17 protein-coding genes are annotated in these 18,458 nt (G+C 62.4%); 16 read left to right on the forward strand and 1 reads right to left on the reverse strand.

The genetic code is table 11. From position 1 onward, the window contains the following. The 14 genes from GHT07_RS11305 to GHT07_RS11370 are packed head-to-tail and all read left to right on the forward strand — an operon-like array spanning window position 1 to window position 14,572. Window positions 1-618, forward strand: a complete 618-nt coding sequence (locus GHT07_RS11305; RefSeq protein ID WP_153585197.1) for an NADH-quinone oxidoreductase subunit C — start codon at window positions 1-3, stop codon at window positions 616-618. Then, window positions 618-1,871 carry an NADH-quinone oxidoreductase subunit D gene (locus tag GHT07_RS11310; RefSeq protein ID WP_153585198.1) on the forward strand — a complete coding sequence of 418 codons (1,254 nt, stop codon included), beginning with the start codon at window positions 618-620 and terminating at the stop codon, window positions 1,869-1,871. Before GHT07_RS11305 ends, GHT07_RS11310 begins: the two co-directional genes overlap by 1 nt. Next, window positions 1,868-2,353: an NADH-quinone oxidoreductase subunit NuoE gene (gene nuoE / locus GHT07_RS11315; RefSeq protein ID WP_153585199.1), complete on the forward strand. Its 486-nt coding sequence runs from the start codon at window positions 1,868-1,870 to the stop codon at window positions 2,351-2,353. The genes GHT07_RS11310 and nuoE overlap by 4 nt, the downstream gene beginning before the upstream one ends. Continuing rightward, window positions 2,350-3,687, forward strand: coding sequence for an NADH-quinone oxidoreductase subunit NuoF (gene nuoF, locus GHT07_RS11320; protein ID WP_153585200.1), 1,338 nt, complete (start codon window positions 2,350-2,352; stop codon window positions 3,685-3,687). The genes nuoE and nuoF overlap by 4 nt, the downstream gene beginning before the upstream one ends. 7 nt (window positions 3,688-3,694) lie before the next feature. Beyond that, window positions 3,695-5,830 carry an NADH-quinone oxidoreductase subunit NuoG gene (nuoG, locus tag GHT07_RS11325; protein WP_153585201.1) on the forward strand — a complete coding sequence of 712 codons (2,136 nt, stop codon included), beginning with the start codon at window positions 3,695-3,697 and terminating at the stop codon, window positions 5,828-5,830. After that, the gene (gene nuoH / locus GHT07_RS11330; RefSeq protein ID WP_153585202.1) at window positions 5,827-6,903 is read left to right on the forward strand and encodes an NADH-quinone oxidoreductase subunit NuoH; all 1,077 of its coding nucleotides are present in this window, start codon (window positions 5,827-5,829) and stop codon (window positions 6,901-6,903) included. Before nuoG ends, nuoH begins: the two co-directional genes overlap by 4 nt. An 8-nt stretch (window positions 6,904-6,911) precedes the next feature. Further along, the gene (gene nuoI, locus GHT07_RS11335) at window positions 6,912-7,427 is read left to right on the forward strand and encodes an NADH-quinone oxidoreductase subunit NuoI (RefSeq protein ID WP_153585203.1); all 516 of its coding nucleotides are present in this window, start codon (window positions 6,912-6,914) and stop codon (window positions 7,425-7,427) included. A gap of 18 nt (window positions 7,428-7,445) precedes the next feature. Beyond that, complete coding sequence (locus tag GHT07_RS11340) at window positions 7,446-8,138, forward strand: NADH-quinone oxidoreductase subunit J (protein WP_153585204.1); 693 nt, start codon at window positions 7,446-7,448, stop codon at window positions 8,136-8,138. Continuing rightward, complete coding sequence (nuoK, locus tag GHT07_RS11345) at window positions 8,135-8,443, forward strand: NADH-quinone oxidoreductase subunit NuoK (RefSeq protein ID WP_153585205.1); 309 nt, start codon at window positions 8,135-8,137, stop codon at window positions 8,441-8,443. The genes GHT07_RS11340 and nuoK overlap by 4 nt, the downstream gene beginning before the upstream one ends. 7 nt (window positions 8,444-8,450) lie before the next feature. Then, on the forward strand, window positions 8,451-10,508 hold the full coding sequence (nuoL, locus tag GHT07_RS11350; RefSeq protein WP_153585206.1) for an NADH-quinone oxidoreductase subunit L: 2,058 nt from the start codon (window positions 8,451-8,453) through the stop codon (window positions 10,506-10,508). 28 nt (window positions 10,509-10,536) lie between these two features. Continuing rightward, window positions 10,537-12,009: an NADH-quinone oxidoreductase subunit M gene (locus GHT07_RS11355; RefSeq protein WP_153585207.1), complete on the forward strand. Its 1,473-nt coding sequence runs from the start codon at window positions 10,537-10,539 to the stop codon at window positions 12,007-12,009. A 12-nt stretch (window positions 12,010-12,021) separates the two neighbouring features. Then, entirely contained in the window at window positions 12,022-13,512 is a 1,491-nt protein-coding gene (gene nuoN, locus GHT07_RS11360; RefSeq protein WP_153585208.1) for an NADH-quinone oxidoreductase subunit NuoN, read from the forward strand. A gap of 7 nt (window positions 13,513-13,519) precedes the next feature. After that, window positions 13,520-14,116 (forward strand): NUDIX domain-containing protein, encoded by a 597-nt coding sequence (locus tag GHT07_RS11365; RefSeq protein ID WP_153585209.1) that lies wholly within the window; start codon window positions 13,520-13,522, stop codon window positions 14,114-14,116. 18 nt (window positions 14,117-14,134) lie between these two features. Next, entirely contained in the window at window positions 14,135-14,572 is a 438-nt protein-coding gene (locus GHT07_RS11370; RefSeq protein ID WP_153585210.1) for a DUF1178 family protein, read from the forward strand. A gap of 29 nt (window positions 14,573-14,601) precedes the next feature. On the opposite strand, the gene GHT07_RS11375 is transcribed toward GHT07_RS11370, so the two are convergent. Continuing rightward, window positions 14,602-16,392: an ABC transporter transmembrane domain-containing protein gene (locus tag GHT07_RS11375; RefSeq protein WP_153585211.1), complete on the reverse strand. Its 1,791-nt coding sequence runs from the start codon at window positions 16,390-16,392 to the stop codon at window positions 14,602-14,604. Between the two features lie 75 nt (window positions 16,393-16,467). Here GHT07_RS11375 and GHT07_RS11380 point away from each other — a divergent pair, with 75 nt between their 5' ends. Next, window positions 16,468-17,016 carry a MarR family winged helix-turn-helix transcriptional regulator gene (locus GHT07_RS11380; protein WP_153585212.1) on the forward strand — a complete coding sequence of 183 codons (549 nt, stop codon included), beginning with the start codon at window positions 16,468-16,470 and terminating at the stop codon, window positions 17,014-17,016. Next, entirely contained in the window at window positions 17,013-18,449 is a 1,437-nt protein-coding gene (locus GHT07_RS11385) for an efflux transporter outer membrane subunit (protein ID WP_153585213.1), read from the forward strand. The genes GHT07_RS11380 and GHT07_RS11385 overlap by 4 nt, the downstream gene beginning before the upstream one ends. The last annotated feature ends 9 nt before the right edge of the window (window positions 18,450-18,458 follow it).

Here is an 18,458-nt window from a genome sequence, read left to right on the forward strand (position 1 = left end):
ATGGACGCCACACCTGTTTACGCAATCGACCCCGCAGCACTGAAAGACACAGTAGCTGCTGCATTGGGCGACAAGGCCAAGCGCGTTGACCTCGCCCTGGGTGAAGTCACCGTCACAGTCACTCCCGCCAACTACCTCGCCGCCGCGCAAATCCTGCATGACGCGCCCGGATGCCAGTTCGAGCAGTTGCTCGACTTGTGCGGGCTGGACTATTCCGACTATGGCAACGGCGGCTGGGAAGGCTCACGCTACTGCGTCGCTTCCCACTTGTTGTCGGTCTCGCTCAACCAGCGCGTGCGCCTGAAAGTTTTCGCCAGTGACGACGACATGCCTGTGGTCGATTCGATCAATGGCGTATGGAACTCGGCCAACTGGTTCGAGCGCGAGGCATTCGATCTGTACGGCATCGTGTTCGAAGGTCATGAAGACCTGCGCCGCATCCTGACCGACTACGGCTTTATCGGCCACCCGTTCCGCAAGGATTTCCCTGTGTCCGGCCAGGTCGAGATGCAATACGACGCCGAGCGCAAGCGCGTCATCTATCAGCCCGTGTCGATCGAGCCGCGAGAAATCACGCCGCGCATCATCCGTGAAGACCACTACGGCGGTATCAAATAATGGCCGAGATCAAAAACTACACGTTGAACTTCGGACCGCAGCACCCGGCCGCGCACGGCGTGCTGCGCCTGGTGCTCGAGCTCGACGGCGAAGTGATCCAGCGCGCCGATCCGCACATCGGCTTGCTGCACCGCGCGACCGAAAAGCTCGCGGAAACCAAGACGTACATCCAGTCGCTGCCCTACATGGACCGGCTCGACTACGTGTCGATGATGTCGAACGAGCATGCGTACTGCCTCGCGATCGAAAGACTCATGGGTATTGAAGTGCCTGTTCGCGCGCAGTACATCCGCGTGATGTATTCGGAGATCACGCGGCTGCTCAATCACCTGTTGTGGCTCGGCGCGCACGGCCTCGACTGCGGCGCGATGAACATCCTCATCTACTGCTTCCGCGAGCGTGAAGACCTGTTCGACATGTACGAGGCAGTGTCGGGCGCGCGTATGCACGCAGCGTATTTCCGCCCGGGCGGTGTCTATCGCGACCTGCCGGATTCGATGCCGCAGTACCAGGTGAGCAAGGTCAAGAACCAGCGCGCCATCGACCGGCTGAACGAGAACCGGCAGGGCTCGCTGCTCGACTTCATCGAAGACTTCACCAAGCGCTTTCCTGCGTACGTTGACGAATACGAAACCCTGCTCACGGACAACCGCATCTGGAAGCAGCGCACCGTTGGCATCGGCGTGGTCACGCCCGAGCGAGCGCTCAATCTTGGCTTCACTGGCCCCATGCTGCGCGGCTCCGGCTTCGCCTGGGACTTGCGCAAGAAGCAGCCGTACGAGGTGTACGGCCAGATGGACTTCGACATCCCCGTTGGCAAGACGGGCGACTGCTACGACCGTTACCTCGTGCGCGTGCAGGAGCTGCGTGAGTCGAACAAGATCATCAAGCAGTGCGTGGACTGGCTGCGCGCCAACCCGGGCCCCGTCATCACCGACAACCACAAGGTCGCACCACCGGACCGCGAATCGATGAAGAGCAACATGGAGGAGCTGATCCACCACTTCAAGCTCTTCTCCGAAGGCTTCCGCGTGCCCGAAGGCGAGGCCTATGCTTCCGTCGAGCATCCCAAGGGCGAGTTCGGCATCTACATCGTGAGCGATGGCGCCAACAAACCCTACCGCCTGAAGATCCGCCCGCCGGGCTTCGCGCATCTGGCCGCCATGGACGAAATGTCGCGCGGCCACATGATCGCCGACGCCGTCGCCGTGATCGGCACCATGGACATCGTGTTCGGAGAAATTGACCGATGATTTCAGATTCGATGCGTGCCTTGTTCGACAAGGAAGTCGCGAAGTACCCCGCTGAGCAGCGCATCTCCGCTGTGATGGCCTGCCTGGCCATCGTGCAAAAGGAAGACGGTTATGTCAGCGCCGGACGTGAAGCCGAGATTGCGGCCTACATCGGCGTCGAGCCTATCGCTGTGCATGAGGTCACCACGTTCTACAACATGTACAACCAGAAGCCGGTGGGCAAGTACAAGTTGAACGTCTGCACCAACCTGCCGTGCCAGTTGCGCGACGGCACCAACGCGCTGCACTATCTTGAAAAGAAGCTTGGCGTGCGCATGGGCGAGACAACGCCTGACGGCCTGTTCACGCTGCAGCAAACCGAATGCCTGGGCGCCTGCGCCGACTCGCCGGTGATGCTGGTGAACGACCGCACGATGTGCAGCTTCATGAGCAATGACAAACTCGATCAGCTGATTGATGGTTTGAAGGGTGCAACATCATGAACGCCGAACAAGTCCTGGCCCAGTTCAAGGCCACCGGCGTGCAAACATGCTTTCACGGCCGCCACATCAACCCGCAGATCTATAAAGACCTCGACGGCACGAACTGGCGCCTGAAAGATTATGAAAAGCGCGAAGGCTATGCAGCGCTGCGCAAGATCCTCACTGAAGGTCTGACGCAAGACCAGGTGATCGCCACGGTGAAGGAATCCGCACTGCGCGGTCGCGGCGGCGCAGGCTTTCCCACGGGCCTGAAGTGGAGCTTCATGCCCCGCCAGTTCCCGGGCCAGAAGTACCTCGTGTGCAATTCCGACGAAGGCGAGCCGGGCACCTGCAAGGACCGCGACCTGCTGCAATACAACCCGCACCAGGTGATCGAAGGCATGGCGATTGCCGCCTACGCCATGGGTATCACCGTGGGCTACAACTACATCCACGGCGAAATCTGGGACACCTTCGAGCGCTTCGGTGAAGCACTCGAAGAGGCGAGGGCGGCCGGCTATCTTGGCGACAAGATCATGGGCTCGAACTTCAGCTTCCAGCTCCATGCATTCCACGGTTTCGGCGCGTACATCTGCGGTGAAGAAACCGCGTTGCTTGAGTCGCTTGAAGGCAAGAAGGGCCAGCCGCGATTCAAGCCGCCGTTCCCCGCAAGCTTTGGCCTGTACGGCAAGCCCACGACGATCAACAACACCGAGACATTCGCGGCTGTGCCGTGGATCATCCGCAATGGCGGCCAGGCTTACCTGGAGTGCGGCAAGCCGAACAACGGCGGCACCAAGATCTATTCGGTCTCGGGCGACGTGGAGTTGCCGGGCAACTATGAAGTGCCACTCGGCACACCGTTCGCCAAGCTGCTTGAACTCGCAGGTGGCGTGCGCAAGGGCCGCACGCTGAAGGCTGTGATCCCGGGTGGCTCGTCGGCACCTGTCCTGCCGGCCGACATCATGATGCAGTGCACGATGGACTACGACTCCATCGCCAAGGCCGGCTCCATGCTGGGTTCGGGCGCTGTCATCGTCATGGACGACAGCCGCGACATGGTCGAGTCGCTCCTGCGCCTGTCGTACTTCTACATGCATGAGTCGTGCGGCCAGTGCACGCCCTGCCGTGAAGGCACTGGCTGGCTGTGGCGCGTGGTCGAACGCATCCATAACGGTCATGGCCGCCCGAGCGACCTCGACCTGCTCAATTCCGTGGCTGACAACATCCAGGGCCGCACGATCTGCGCGCTGGGTGACGCAGCTGCCATGCCCGTGCGCGCAATGATCAAGCACTTCCGCCACGAGTTCGAAGCAAAGATCCAGAAGGCGCAGCAACAAGCCGTGCAGGCCTGAACACGATATGGTTGAAATCGATCTCGACGGACAAAAAGTCTCGGTTACCGAAGGCAGCATGATCATGCATGCTGCGGACAAGGCCGGCACGTACATCCCGCACTTCTGCTATCACAAGAAGCTTTCCATCGCGGCCAACTGCCGCATGTGTCTGGTTGACGTGGAGAAGGCGCCCAAGCCCATGCCCGCCTGCGCCACGCCCGTGACCAACGGCATGATCGTGCGCACCAAGAGCGAGAAGGCGATCAAGGCACAAGCCTCGGTGATGGAATTCCTGCTGATCAACCATCCGCTGGACTGCCCGATCTGCGACCAGGGCGGTGAGTGCCAGCTGCAGGATCTGGCCGTGGGCTACGGCGGCTCATCGTCGCGCTACCAGGAAGAAAAGCGCGTCGTCATGCACAAGGACGTCGGCCCGCTGATCTCGATGGAAGAGATGAGCCGCTGCATCCACTGCACACGTTGCGTGCGCTTTGGCCAGGAAGTCGCCGGCGTGATGGAACTCGGCATGATCCACCGCGGCGAGCACGCGGAGATCACCACGGTGCTGAACGACACGGTGGACTCCGAAGTCTCCGGCAACATGATCGACCTGTGCCCGGTCGGTGCGCTCACGAGCAAGCCGTTCCGCTACCAGGCTCGCACTTGGGAGCTCTCGCGCCGCAAGTCGGTCAGCCCGCACGACTCCACCGGCTCGAACCTCATCGTGCAGGTCAAGGGCAACAAGGTCCTGCGCGTTCTCCCGTTTGAAAACAACGATGTGAACGAATGCTGGCTCGCCGATCGCGACCGCTTTTCCTATGAAGCGCTCAACAGTGACGAGCGCCTGACGTCCCCCATGATCAAGCAGGGCGGCGAGTGGAAGACGGTCGATTGGCAAACGGCGCTCGAATACGTTGCCAATGGCCTGAAGCAGATCAAGGCCGACCACGGCGCGCAAAGTATCGGCGCGCTGGTCAGCCCGCACAGCACATCGGAAGAGCTGTTCCTCGCAGCGCAGCTCGTGCGCGGCCTGGGCAGCGAGAACATTGATTACCGCCTGCGCAATGCGGAGTTCGCCAAGGGTGAGGGTGTCAAGTGGCTCGGCACGACGATCGCATCGCTGTCCACACTGCAAAGCGCATTCGTCATCGGCTCGAACCTGCGCAAGGACCATCCGCTGTTCGCGCTGCGCATTCGCGGTGCAGCGCGTCAGGGCGCGAAGGTTTCCGTGATTCACGACTGGGCCGACGACTGGGCGATGCCCATCGCCACTTCGGTGGTTGCTCCTGCGTCCGATTGGGTGCGTGAACTGTCGGCTGTCGCATCAGCCGTCGCCAGCGACAAGGGCGCCACGGCACCCGTGAATGCCACTGCTGGCGATTCGCACAAGGCCATCGCGCAATCGCTGCTCAGCGGCGAGCGCAAAGCCATCTTGCTGGGCAACGCGGCAGCGCACCACGCGCAAGCCTCAACCCTGCTGGCCATTGCCAACTGGATCGGTGAGCAAACCGGCGCGACCGTGGGCTACCTCTCTGAAGCAGCCAACACGGTGGGCGCGCAGCTTGTGAACGCACTCCCGGGCGAGGGCGGCCTGAACGCCGGCCAGATGCTCGACGGCGCGCTCAAGGCGGCGATCCTTCTGAACACCGAGCCCGAATTCGATTCGGCAGGGGGTGCAGACGCTGCAGCCGCCCTCACCAGTGCGCAGATGGTTGTCACGCTCAGCCCGTTCAAGGCCAACATGCCGTTCAGCGATGTGCTGCTGCCCATCGCGCCGTTCACTGAAACGCCGGGCACCTTTGTCAACGCCGAAGGGCGCGTGCAGAGCTTCCACGCCGTTGTCAAGCCGCTGGGCGAAGCGCGTCCTGCCTGGAAGGTGCTGCGCGTTCTCGCCAACATGCTCGGGCTCCAAGGCTTCGACTACGAAACCGCGAATGAAGTGCTCGCCGCTGCGCGTGGTGCTGAAGACGCAGGCAAGCCATTTGTGTCCGCCGGCGCCCTGGGTAACGGCACATCCGCCTACATGTCGGCATCCGGCACGGCGGGCAAGCCTGCAACCGCGGCGATCTACCAGCTCGATTCAATCGTGCGCCGTGCGCCTTCGCTGCAGCAGACCGCTGATGGCCGCGCTGCCGCGCCGCATGAGGAGGTCGCGGCATGATCGACCAGATCTATGGCTTCGGTAACGGGCTGATTGCAGCCACCTGGTGGACGGCCGCAGGCTGGCCCGTCCTGTGGACGCTCATCAAGATCGTCGTGGTCGTGGCCCCGTTGATGGGCGCTGTTGCGTACCTCACGCTGTGGGAGCGCAAGGCCATCGGCTTCACGCAGATTCGCGTCGGCCCCAACCGCATCGGCCCGCTCGGCCTGCTGCAGCCGATTGCCGATGCGGTCAAGCTGCTGACCAAGGAAATCATCATCCCGACGGTCGCGAACAAGGGCCTGTTCCTGCTCGGCCCGATCATGACGATCATGCCAGCGCTCGCTGCATGGGTCGTGATCCCTTTCGGCCCTGAAGTGGCTCTGGCCAACATCAACGCCGGTCTTCTGTTCCTCATGGCGATCACGTCGCTCGAGGTGTACGGTGTGATCATTGCAGGCTGGGCATCGAACTCGAAGTACGCGTTCCTCGGCGCATTGCGTGCGTCAGCGCAAATGGTGAGTTACGAAATCGCGATGGGTTTTTGCCTCGTCGTCGTGCTGATGGTCGCAGGCAGCATGAACCTGACGGACATCGTCATGACGCAAGGCCGCGGAATGATGGTCAACCAGGGCCTGAACTTCCTGTCGTGGAACTGGCTGCCGCTGCTGCCCATCTTCCTCGTGTATTTCATTTCGGGCCTGGCTGAAACCAACCGCCATCCGTTCGACGTGGTCGAGGGCGAGTCGGAAATCGTCGCCGGCCACATGATCGAGTACTCGGGCATGAGCTTCGCCATGTTCTTCCTGGCCGAGTACGCCAACATGTGGCTCGTCTCGATCATGGCCGTGCTGATGTTTCTGGGCGGCTGGCTGCCACCGTTCGAATTCCTGTCGTTCATCCCTGGCTGGATCTGGCTGGGCATCAAGACCTTCATGGTCGTCACCATGTTCCTGTGGGTCCGCTCGACGTTCCCGCGCTACCGCTACGACCAGATCATGCGTCTGGGCTGGAAGATCTTCATTCCGGTCACGCTCGTCTGGCTCGTCGTCGTCGCCGCCTGGATGCAGACGCCCTACAACATCTGGAAGTAGTCAAAAAAATGTCCACCTCCACATTGGCACGCCAGCCTTTCTCGCTGAAGGACTTCCTCAGCAGCTTCATGCTGCTCGAGTTGTTCAAGGGCCTGGCCATCACAGGCAAGTACGCCTTCGCGCGCAAGATCACGGTGCAGTTCCCCGAGGAAAAGACGCCGCTCAGCCCGCGTTTTCGCGGCCTGCACGCATTGCGCCGTTATGACAACGGCGAAGAGCGGTGCATCGCCTGCAAGCTGTGCGAGGCCGTGTGCCCCGCAATGGCCATCACGATCGAATCCGACCAGCGCGCCGACGGCACGCGCCGCACGACGCGCTACGACATCGACCTCACCAAGTGCATCTTCTGCGGCTTCTGCGAAGAGAGCTGCCCGGTGGACTCCATCGTCGAGACGCACATCCTCGAATACCACGGCGAAAAGCGCGGCGACCTGTACTTCACCAAAGACATGCTGCTCGCCGTGGGCGACCGCTACGAGCCGCAAATTGCCGCGGCCAAGGCCGCCGACGCGAAATACCGCTGAGCCCCACGAAGAAAAACAATGGACATCCGAACCGGCTTCTTCTATCTGTTCAGCGCGGTGCTGCTCTTCGCAGCCTTTCGCGTGATCACCGCGCGCAACCCCGTGTATGCCGCGCTCTACCTCGTGCTGGCGTTCTTTCAGGCGGCGGCCGTATGGCTGCTGCTCAAGGCGGAATTCCTCGCGATTTCGCTGGTGCTCGTGTATGTCGGGGCGGTGATGGTGCTGTTCCTGTTCGTTGTGATGATGCTGGACATCAACGTCGATGCATTGCGCGCGGGTTTCTGGAAGCACTTTCCGCTGGCGGCGTTCGTCGGCGCCATCATCGCCCTCGAAATGTCGGCGGTGCTGCTGGGCGGGTTCCGCCTGGGTGAGGAGCCGCGGTCGGTGCCTGTTGCTGCGCAGGCAGCCACGCAAGCTGCCACACAGGCGGCTGGCCAGTTCTCGAACACCAAGGAACTGGGCAAGCTGCTGTACACGCAATACCTGTATCCGCTGGAAATTGCCGCTGTCATCCTGCTCGTTGCGATCATTGCCGCGATTGCGCTGACGCTGCGTGACCGCAAGGACAGCCGCCACACCGACCCATCTGACCAGGTCCGCGTGAAGTCCACTGACCGCCTGTCCATCGTGAAGCTGGCGCCCACCGTGGCCGCGCCGGTGGCTGCGCCCGCGCCGGTCAATGCCAATCCGGCCGTGGAGGCCAAGCCATGACTCTGACCCTCGGCCACTTCCTGTCGCTGGGCGCGATTTTGTTCGCGCTGTCGGTGATCGGCATCTTTCTGAACCGCCGCAACCTCATCGTGCTGCTGATGGCCATCGAGCTGATGCTGCTGGCGGTGAACATGAACTTCGTCGCGTTCTCGTACTACCTGAACGACATGCACGGCCAGGTGTTCGTGTTCTTCATCCTGACCGTTGCCGCCGCCGAATCGGCGATCGGCCTGGCCATTCTCGTGCTGCTGTTCCGCAACAAGTCGAACATCAACGTCGATGAACTGAACACGCTCAAGGGATAACAACAACATGAGCGCAACCCTTAACGCATCCACCCTGCTGGCCGTACCGCTGGCGCCCCTGGCGGGCGCCATCCTTGCCGGCGTGCTTGGCACCAGCTTCGGCGGCAACTGGTTTGGCCGCCGCCTCTCGCACACACTGTGCATCCTGGGCGTGTTCATCGCCTTCGTGATCTCCGCCATGACGCTCAAGAGCGTCGCGGTGGATGGCGCCCGCTTCAACGAGACGCTCTACACCTGGATGACCATCGGCTCGCTGAAGATGGAAGTGGGCTTCCTTGTCGATGGCCTCACGGCCATGATGATGTGCGTCGTCACCTTCGTCTCGCTCATGGTGCACATCTACACCATCGGCTACATGGAAGAAGACGAGGGCTACAACCGCTTCTTTGCGTATATCTCGCTCTTCACGTTCTCGATGCTCATGCTCGTGATGAGCAACAACCTGCTGCAGCTGTTCTTTGGCTGGGAAGCAGTGGGCCTCGTGTCGTACCTGCTGATTGGCTTCTGGTTCACCAAGCCCACGGCGATCTTCGCGAACATGAAGGCGTTCCTGGTCAACCGCGTAGGTGACTTCGGCTTCATCCTGGGCATCGGCCTGATTGCGGCGTACGGCGGCACGCTCAGCTACACCGAAACATTCGCCAAGGCGGGTGAACTTGCGAAGATGGGCTTCCCCGGCACTGACTGGATGCTCGTCACCGTGATCTGCATCTGCCTGTTCATCGGCGCCATGGGCAAGAGCGCGCAGTTCCCGCTGCACGTGTGGCTGCCTGATTCGATGGAAGGCCCGACGCCCATCTCTGCGCTGATTCACGCGGCGACGATGGTCACTGCAGGCATCTTCATGGTCACGCGCATGTCGCCGCTGTTCGAGCTGAGCGATACGGCGCTGTCGTTCATGATGGTCATCGGCGCGATCACGGCGCTGTTCATGGGCTTTCTCGGCATCATCCAGAACGACATCAAGCGCGTGGTGGCGTATTCAACGCTCTCGCAGCTGGGCTACATGACGGTCGCGCTGGGCGCATCGGCCTATTCGGTGGCCGTGTTCCACCTGATGACGCACGCCTTCTTCAAGGCGCTGCTGTTCCTGGCGGCTGGCTCCGTGATCATGGGCATGCACCACAACCAGGACATCCGCTGGATGGGCAACGTGCGCAAATACATGCCGATCACCTGGATCACCGCGCTGCTCGGCTCGCTGGCGTTGATCGGCACGCCGCTGTTCGCGGGCTTCTACTCGAAAGATTCGATCATCGAAGCCGTGCACGAGAGTCATCTCTGGGGCTCGGGCTTTGCCTACTTCGCTGTGATGGCTGGCGTGTTTGTCACCGCGTTCTATTCGTTCCGCATGTACTTCCTGGTGTTCCACGGCAAGGAGCGCTACGACCAGAACCCGGACGCACATCACGGCCACCATGATGACCATGGCGACCACGCACATGATGACCATGCCAAGCCGCACGAGTCACCGTGGGTCGTCACAGCACCGTTGCTGCTGCTGGCGTTCCCGTCCGTCGTGATCGGTTACTTCACCATCGAGCCCATGCTCTTTGGCGACTTCATGAAAGACGCGATCTTCATCGACCGCGAAAAGCACGAAGCGCTCGTCAAGCTCGCAGAAGAATTCCACGGCCCGGTCCGCATGGCGCTGCACGGCCTGATGACCATGCCGTTCTGGCTGGCGCTCGCAGGCGTTGTGACGGCCTGGTACATGTACCTGGTCAACCCGGCGCTGCCCGCTGCGATCAAGTCGAAGGCGCAGCCGATCTACAAGCTGCTCGAGAACAAGTACTACATGGACTGGTTCAATGAGAATGTGCTCGCCCGCGGCGCGCGCATGCTCGGCGTCGGCCTGTGGAAGGGCGGCGACGAGACCATCATCGACGGCGGCCTGGTCAATGGCAGCGCACGCGTGGTGGGCTGGTTCTCCAGCGTGACACGCGTAGTCCAGACGGGCTACATCTATCACTACGCTTTCGCAATGATCCTGGGCGTGTTCGCGCTGATGTCGTGGTTCGTCTGGCACGAATCCATCATGAAGCTGCTCGGGTTCGGCCAATGAACAAGAAGAACAACAAGGAAAGTCAAGAATGGGTTTGCTGAGCCTTTCCATCTGGGTGCCGATCTTCTTCGGCCTCGTGCTGCTCGCCTTCGGGCGTGACGAACAAGCGCCCACGGAGCGCTGGATAGCCCTTGTCGGCGCCGTGGCCAGCTTCCTCGTGACGATTCCGCTGTACACGCGGTTCGACGCAACCACGGCTGCCATGCAGTTCGTCGAGAAGGCGCCATGGATCGAGCGCTTTGCCGTGAACTACCACCTGGGCGTGGACGGTATCTCGCTGTGGTTCGTGCTGCTCACTGCGTTCATCAACGTGATCGTTGTCATCTCCGCCTGGGAGGTGATCACCGAACGCGTGAACCAGTACATGGGCGCGTTCCTGATTCTGTCGGGCCTGATGATCGGCGTGTTCACCGCGCTCGACGGCATCCTGTTCTACACGTTCTTTGAAGCCACGCTGATCCCGATGTACCTGATCATCGGTATCTGGGGCGGCCCGCGAAAGATCTACGCAGCCTTCAAGTTCTTCCTGTACACGCTGCTTGGCTCGCTGTTGATGCTGATCGCGCTGATCTACCTGTACAGCAAGTCGGGCGGCAGCTTCGACATCCTGACCTGGCACAAGCTGCCGATCAGCGGCACAGCGCAGACGCTGCTGTTCTTCGGCTTCTTCGCTGCCTTCGCCGTCAAGGTGCCGATGTGGCCCGTGCACACGTGGTTGCCTGACGTGCACGTCGAAGCGCCCACCGGCGGCTCCGCTGTGCTGGCCGCCATCATGCTCAAGCTCGGCGCTTACGGTTTCCTGCGCTTTTCGATGCCGATCGCGCCCGACGCCGCGCACGAGTGGGCCGGGCTGATGATCGCGCTGTCGCTGATCGCCGTGATCTACGTTGGCCTCGTCGCCATGGTGCAGCAGGACATGAAAAAGCTCGTGGCCTATTCATCGGTCGCGCACATGGGCTTCGTCACGCTCGGCTTCTTCATCTTCAACGACCTCGGCGTCGCGGGAGGCGTCGTGCAGATGATCGCGCACGGTTTTGTATCGGCCGCGATGTTCCTGTGCATCGGCGTGCTGTACGACCGGATGCACTCGCGCGAGATTGCCAGCTATGGCGGTGTCGTGAACACGATGCCCAATTTCACGGCGTTCGCATTGCTGTTCGCCATGGCTAACTGCGGCCTGCCCGCCACCGCCGGTTTTGTCGGCGAGTGGATGGTCATTCTCGGTGCCGTGAAGTCCAACTTCTGGATTGGCATGGCTGCGGCCAGCGCGCTGATTTTCGGCGCGGCCTACACGCTGTGGATGTTCAAGCGCGTGTACCTCGGCCCGGTCGCCAATGACGAAGTGAAGGCCCTGACCGATATCAATGCGCGCGAATTCCTGATGCTGGCGCTGCTGGGTATTGCCGTGCTCTACATGGGCCTCTACCCGAAGCCATTCACCGATGTGATGAACGTGACGGTGACCGAATTCCTCAAGCACGTAGCCACGTCGAAACTGTGAACGAGAACAAGAATGCTGGACAAAGCTAGCCTGATCATCGTCGCGCCGGAGCTCATGCTCCTGGCCATGGCGTGCCTGATCGCCCTGGTCGACCTCGGCGTGAAGACGCGCCTGCGCACGCTCACCTATTGGCTCTCGATGGGCACGCTTGCGTTTGTCGCGTGGTCCACCGCCATGCTCGCGAGTGAAGCGCAAACATCGCTCTACGCTTTCGGCCACATGGTCGTGAGCGACCCGATGGGCAACTGGCTCAAGTGCTTCTCGGCGCTCGCCATGATGGTGTGCCTGGTCTATGGCCGCCCCTACGCGGCAGACCGCGACATGATGCGCGGCGGCGAGATGTTCACGCTGGCGCTGTTCTCGCTGCTCGGCATGTTCGTGATGATCTCGGGCAGCAACTTCCTCGTCATCTATCTCGGCCTCGAACTGCTCACGCTCTGCAGCTACGCGCTGGTGGCGCTGCGGCGCGATCACGCGCAATCGACCGAAGCTGCGATGAAGTACTTCGTGCTCGGCGCGATGGCCAGCGGCTTCCTGCTGTACGGCCTGTCGATGATCTACGGTGCGACGGGCTCGCTGGATATCGGTGAAGTCTTCAAGGCCGTCGGCAGTGGCCGCATCCGTCACGATGTACTGGTGTTCGGCCTTGTGTTCGTCGTGAGCGGCCTGGCGTTCAAGCTTGGCGCTGTACCGTTCCACATGTGGATTCCCGACGTGTACCAGGGCGCACCCACCTCGGTCACGCTGATGATCGGCGCCGCGCCTGAACTGGCCGCTTTTGCCATCACGATCCGCTTGCTGGTCGAAGGCATGATCCCGCTCGCTATCGACTGGCAGCAGATGCTGATCGTGCTGGCCGTCGGCTCCTTGCTGGTTGGCAACCTCGCCGCCATTGCGCAGACCAACCTGAAGCGCATGCTGGCCTATTCGACCATTGCGCAGATGGGCTTCGTGATTCTCGGCCTGGCTTCGGGTGTGGTGAACGGCAATACGCTCAATGGCCAGTACGCCTACAGCGCGTCGATGTTCTACGTCGTGACCTATGTGCTCACCACGCTGGCGAGCTTCGGCATCATCCTGCTGCTCGCGCGCGACGGCTTTGAAAGCGAAGAGATTGCGGACCTCGCAGGCCTGAACCAGCGCAGCCCGCTGTACGCCGGCGTGATGGCGGTGTGCCTGTTGTCGCTGGCGGGCATTCCACCCCTGGTGGGCTTCTACGCGAAGCTCGCCGTGCTGCAGGCGCTGGTGTCGTCGGGCGACATGTTCCACATTGGCCTGGCGATCTTCGCGGTGATGATGTCGCTGATCGGCACGTTCTATTACATCCGCGTCATCAAGGTCATGTACTTCGATGCGCCTATCACGGTGACCACTGTGTCTGCGCCTGCCGACGTGCGCGCCGTGCTCACGATCAACGGCGCGCTGGTGCTGATCCTCGGCATCCTGCCCGGTGGCCTGATGACACTGTGCTTCAACGCCGTCGTCAAGACGCTCGCAACCTAGCGGCTGTATGCACGGCATAGATCGCCCGGCGCCCGGCGACGACAGCCATCTGGTCGAGCGCAAGGTCTCCAGCCAGGAGATCCTCAAGGGCCACTTCCTGCACGCGTTCCGCGACACGGTCGAATTGCCCGACCAGACGCAGGCCACGCGCGAATATGTGATTCACCCCGGCGCGGTGATGATCATCCCGATGCTGGACGACGGCCGCCTCGTGATCGAGCGGCAGTACCGCTACCCCATGCAAGCGGTGATGATCGAATTCCCGGCGGGCAAGATCGACCCCGGTGAAGACCGGCTTGAATGTGCCAGGCGCGAATTGCTCGAAGAAACCGGCTATGTGGCCGCCGAGTGGGCGAGGGCGGGTGTGTTGCACCCTGTCATCTCGTACTCGACCGAGTTCATCGAAATCTGGTTTGCACGCGGCCTCACGCTGACCACCCGGTCGCTGGACGAGGGTGAATTCCTTGAGGTGTCCACAACCACTTTCGACGAGCTGATGGATGGCTGCCGCAGCGGTGCGGTCACCGATTCCAAAACCCTGATCGGCGCGATGTGGCTGCAAAACGTCCTTTCGAGTCAGTGGAAACTGGACTGGCGCTCATAATCGGGCGCATACACGCCTATGAAAGTCCTCAATCTCCAATGCCAATCGACCCATGCCTTTGAAGGCTGGTTCGGCTCGGAAGAAGAGTTTCAGCAGCAGCTGGCCGCTGGCAGCGTCGCCTGCCCGCTGTGCGGTGACACCGCCATCGTGAAGTTGCCGAGCGCGCCGCGCATCAACCTGGGCGCACAGCGGCCTGAGGCCAAGCACGAAGTGATGAATGCCTCGCAGGAGACGATGCAGGCCGCGTGGATGCGCGTCGTGCGCGAAGTGATGGCCAAGACTGAAGATGTCGGCGAGCGTTTCCCTGAAGAAGCGCGCCGCATGCACTACGGCGAAGTCGAAGAGCGTGCCATTCGCGGGCAGGCTACTCGCGAGGAGACGGAGTCGCTATTAGAAGAGGGCATCGGCGTCATGCCGCTGCCAATCCCCGATGCGCTCAAGGGCCCGCTGCAGTAGGCCCTGGCCATGTCCGCAATGGGCGGACCCTAGTCCATGAACTGCAACGCCGCCAGCCGCGCATAGACGCCATTCGCCGCCACGAGCGACTCGTGCGTTCCCTGCTCGACGATCCTGCCGTGGTCCAGCACGATGATGCGGTCGGCTTGCTGCACGGTGGCGAGCCGATGCGCAATCACCAGCGTCGTGCGGTCACGCATCGCGCACTCCAGCGCGGCTTGCACCATGCGCTCGCTCTCTGCATCGAGCGCGCTGGTGGCTTCGTCGAGCAGCAGCAGCGGCGGGTTCTTGAGCATCGCGCGGGCAATAGCGATGCGTTGCCGCTGCCCGCCAGACAGGCGCACACCACGCTCGCCGAGAAACGTCGAATAGCCCTCAGGCAACGCCATGATGAAGTCGTCTGCGAATGCGGCCTTCGCCGCTGCGATCACTTCGGCGTCACTCGCCTGGGGCTTGCCGTAGCGGATGTTCTCCAGCGCGCTGCTCGAAAAAATCACCGCCTCCTGCGGAACGATGGCGATGCGGCTACGCAAGTCCTGCAGCGACACGTCGCGATTGGACACCCCATCGAGCACGATGCGCCCTTGCAGCGGATCGTAGAAGCGAAGCAGCAGCTGGAACACCGTGCTCTTGCCGGCACCGCTGGGGCCTACAAGCGCCACCGTCTCGCCCGGCGCCACGCGCAGATCGAAGTCGCGAAGTGCCGGCGTCAATGGCCTGGAGGGGTAGTTGAACGTCACGCCTTCGAAAGCCACAGCACTGCCGCCGGGCGCATGCGTGAACACCACCGGATTCGCAGGTGACGCAACAGGCGAGCGGCTGTCGAGCAGCTCCATCAACCGCTCGGTCGCGCCGGCTGCGCGCAGCAGGTCGCCGTAGACCTCGCCGAGCACGGCCACCGCGCCCGCAAGAATGATCACGTACACGACCGTCTCGCCCAAATGCCCGGCGGTGATGCGCCCCGCGATCACCGACTGCGTGCCCTGGTAAAGGCCCCACAGCAGCAGTGCCGCGTTCGCGATGATGATGAATGCGACAAGAAATGCACGCGCCTTCGTACGACGCACGCCCGTATTGAATGCGTTCTCGGTCGCCGAGTCGAAGCGCGCAGCCTCTCGCGACTCGGCTGTGTAACTCTGCACCACGGGAATCGCGTTCAACACCTCCGCCGCAATCGCACTCGAATCAGCCACGCGGTCCTGGCTCGCCCGCGACAGGCGCCGCACGCGCCGGCCAAACCACATCGTCGGCAACACCACCAGCACGATGATCAGCATCACCTGCAGCATGATGTACGGGTTGGTGTACACCAGCATCACCAGCGCGCCTGCACCCATGAACGCATTGCGCAGACCCAGGCTCAACTGCGAGCCGACGACTGTCTGCACGAGCGTGGTGTCAGTCGTCAGCCGCGACAGCACTTCACCGGTCTGTGTCGTCTCGAAAAACTCGGGGCTTTGTTCCAGCACATGCGCATACACGGCGTTACGCAAGTCTGCCGTCACGCGTTCACCGAGCCAGCTCACCATGTAAAAGCGCCCGGCAGAAAACACGCCAAGCGCTGCGGCAACGCCGAAGAGCTCGAAGAAGTGGTCGCGCAGGTCCATGAGCTGCTGGCCCTTGTTCGCGCCGCCCAGGCCGTTGTCGATCAACCCGCGCAACGCCACAGGAAACAGCAGCGTCGCGGCCGCCGCGAGGATGAGGAGCACCACCGCCAGCGCGATACGGCCGCGATAGGGGCGGATGAAAGGCAGCAGCCCGGTGAGCGAGCGCGGTGAAGCTTTGGCGCCATCGGCGCGCGGTTGCGAAGTGGTAGCCATCGGCGCAGTGTAACAACGGTTGCCTAGCCAAAGGCAGACTTGACAATAATTGTCTAGTCAACTAATATCCGGCCCATGACCAACGCCCACGTCACCCGCCGCGCTGCAGGCACCTCGCGTGCCGCCAAGGCGAATGCGGTGCCCAACTTCTACAGGCCGGAGAGCTACAAGCCGGACGAAAGCATCGGCTACCTGATGCGGCGCATCATCAATGTGTTCTCGTCCGCGGTGGACCACGAGCTTGAACCTCAAGGCCTCACCAACGCGCAGTGGGTGCCGCTGCTCAAGCTCTACATGGGCCATGGCTCGACGGTGGCTGAGCTGGCCAGTGCCTGCAACCTCGACGCCGGCGGCATGACGCGCCTGCTCGACAGGCTGGAGACCAAAGGCCTGCTCAGGCGCGTGCGCTCCAGCGAAGACAGGCGCGTGGTCAACCTCGAACTCACCGATGCCGGCCGCGAAGTGGCCAAGGGCATCCCCGCGCTGTTGTGCGGCATGCAGAACTCGCACATGCGCGGCTTCACGGTGGAAGAGTGGCAGCTGCTGAAGTCGCTGCTGCGCCGCATCCTCGACAACGCGCTGGCCCTGCAGGCCGAGCGCGACCAGCAAGAAGGACAACCATGATTTGGCTTTTCAGGCGCGCGCCGCTTGGCGCGCTGGCAGCCGCGCTATGGCTGGCGGGCTGCGCCAGCTACCAGGGCATCAATGCCAGCTCCACATTCACATCGCCGCAAGCCATGGGCATCCCAGGCACTGCCGCGAAGTTTGAAACCACGACCGACTGGTGGAAGCAGTTCGGCGACGAGCAACTCGACAAGCTGATTGCGCAGGCACTGGAAGGCAACCCCAACCTGAAGATCGCGCGTGCACGCCTTGCGCGGGCCCAGGCCGTCACCGAAGTGGCAGACGCGGCCACGCTGCCGCAAGTCAACGGCTCGCTTGATGCCACGCGCCAGAAGTACAGCGCCAACGGTCTGTTCCCGCCGCCCATCGCAGGCTCGACGCGCGACAGCGGCACGCTGCAGCTCAACGTGAACTGGGAGCTCGACTTTTTTGGCAAGCACCAGGCCGCACTGGATTCAGCGCTCAGCGCAGCGCAAGCTGCGCAGGCGGATGCGCAAGCCGCACGCATCATGCTCGCCGCCAATGTGGCGCGCAGCTATTTCCAGCTGGCACGCATCAACGACCAGCTCGCCGTCGCACGCCGCACGCTCGCGCAGCGCGCCGAGTCGCTTAAGCTTGTGCAAGACCGCGTCAACGCGGGCCTGGACACCAACCTGGAGCTTCGCCAGAGCGAAGGCTCTTTGCCGGAAGCACGCCAGCAGCTTGAAGCGCTGCAGGAGCAGGCCGTTATGGCGCAAAACGCGATTGCCGCGCTCACGGCGCAAGGCAACCGCCAGCCCATTGCCACGCAGCCCACGCTCGCCGGATTCAAGCCCGCAGCCACGCCGCGCGAATTGCCTGCCGACCTGCTGGCGCAGCGCGCTGACATCACTGCTGCGCGCTGGCGCGTCGAAGCCGCAGGCAAAGACGTGGTGAACGCGAAGGCGCAGTTCTATCCCAACATCAACATCGTCGCGTTTGCGGGACTGAACTCGCTGGGCCTGGGCCGCTTGCTCAACACAGGCAGCGAGCAGTGGGGCGTCGGCCCGGCGGTGCGCCTGCCGATCTTCGACGCGGGCCGCCTGCGTGCCAACCTGCGCGGCAAGACGGCCGATCTCGACGTCGCGATTGAAAGCTACAACGCGGCCGTGCTGGATGCCATTCACGAAACCGCCGACCAGATCGCGTCAAGCCAGTCGATCGCCAGGCAACAGGCCGAGCAGCGCGACGCACAAGCCGCCGCCGAAGGCGCGTACGACATTGCAGTGCAGCGCTACAAGGTCGGCCTGGGCACTTACCTGAATGTGCTCGCGGCTGAGACGAGCGTGCTCAGCCAGCGCCGCCTAGGCGTCGACCTCGCCGCCCGCGCGCTCGACACGCAGGTTCAATTGATTCGTGCAGCGGGCGGCGGCTACCGGGCCGACGCATCTGCCGCCTCTGTGGCGGCCCGCTAAGCCCTGTAA

Source organism: Caenimonas koreensis DSM 17982, assembly GCF_009646335.1.
GTDB lineage: Bacteria > Pseudomonadota > Gammaproteobacteria > Burkholderiales > Burkholderiaceae_C > Ramlibacter > Ramlibacter koreensis.

Excerpts from the sequence above, each read along its gene's own strand:
- GHT07_RS11310 (WP_153585198.1), top strand. The coding sequence starts at position 618 with ATGGCCGAGATCAAAAACTACACGTTGAACTTCGGACCGCAGCACCCG.
- GHT07_RS11305 (WP_153585197.1), top strand. The coding sequence starts at position 1 with ATGGACGCCACACCTGTTTACGCAATCGACCCCGCAGCACTGAAAGAC.
- GHT07_RS11370 (WP_153585210.1), top strand. The coding sequence starts at position 14,135 with ATGAAAGTCCTCAATCTCCAATGCCAATCGACCCATGCCTTTGAAGGC.
- GHT07_RS11375 (WP_153585211.1), bottom strand. The coding sequence starts at position 16,392 with ATGGCTACCACTTCGCAACCGCGCGCCGATGGCGCCAAAGCTTCACCG.
- GHT07_RS11365 (WP_153585209.1), top strand. The coding sequence starts at position 13,520 with ATGCACGGCATAGATCGCCCGGCGCCCGGCGACGACAGCCATCTGGTC.
- GHT07_RS11380 (WP_153585212.1), top strand. The coding sequence starts at position 16,468 with ATGACCAACGCCCACGTCACCCGCCGCGCTGCAGGCACCTCGCGTGCC.
- nuoN (WP_153585208.1), top strand. The coding sequence starts at position 12,022 with ATGCTGGACAAAGCTAGCCTGATCATCGTCGCGCCGGAGCTCATGCTC.
- GHT07_RS11385 (WP_153585213.1), top strand. The coding sequence starts at position 17,013 with ATGATTTGGCTTTTCAGGCGCGCGCCGCTTGGCGCGCTGGCAGCCGCG.
- nuoG (WP_153585201.1), top strand. The coding sequence starts at position 3,695 with ATGGTTGAAATCGATCTCGACGGACAAAAAGTCTCGGTTACCGAAGGC.
- nuoL (WP_153585206.1), top strand. The coding sequence starts at position 8,451 with ATGAGCGCAACCCTTAACGCATCCACCCTGCTGGCCGTACCGCTGGCG.
- nuoE (WP_153585199.1), top strand. The coding sequence starts at position 1,868 with ATGATTTCAGATTCGATGCGTGCCTTGTTCGACAAGGAAGTCGCGAAG.
- nuoK (WP_153585205.1), top strand. The coding sequence starts at position 8,135 with ATGACTCTGACCCTCGGCCACTTCCTGTCGCTGGGCGCGATTTTGTTC.
- GHT07_RS11355 (WP_153585207.1), top strand. The coding sequence starts at position 10,537 with ATGGGTTTGCTGAGCCTTTCCATCTGGGTGCCGATCTTCTTCGGCCTC.
- nuoF (WP_153585200.1), top strand. The coding sequence starts at position 2,350 with ATGAACGCCGAACAAGTCCTGGCCCAGTTCAAGGCCACCGGCGTGCAA.
- GHT07_RS11340 (WP_153585204.1), top strand. The coding sequence starts at position 7,446 with ATGGACATCCGAACCGGCTTCTTCTATCTGTTCAGCGCGGTGCTGCTC.
- nuoI (WP_153585203.1), top strand. The coding sequence starts at position 6,912 with ATGTCCACCTCCACATTGGCACGCCAGCCTTTCTCGCTGAAGGACTTC.
- nuoH (WP_153585202.1), top strand. The coding sequence starts at position 5,827 with ATGATCGACCAGATCTATGGCTTCGGTAACGGGCTGATTGCAGCCACC.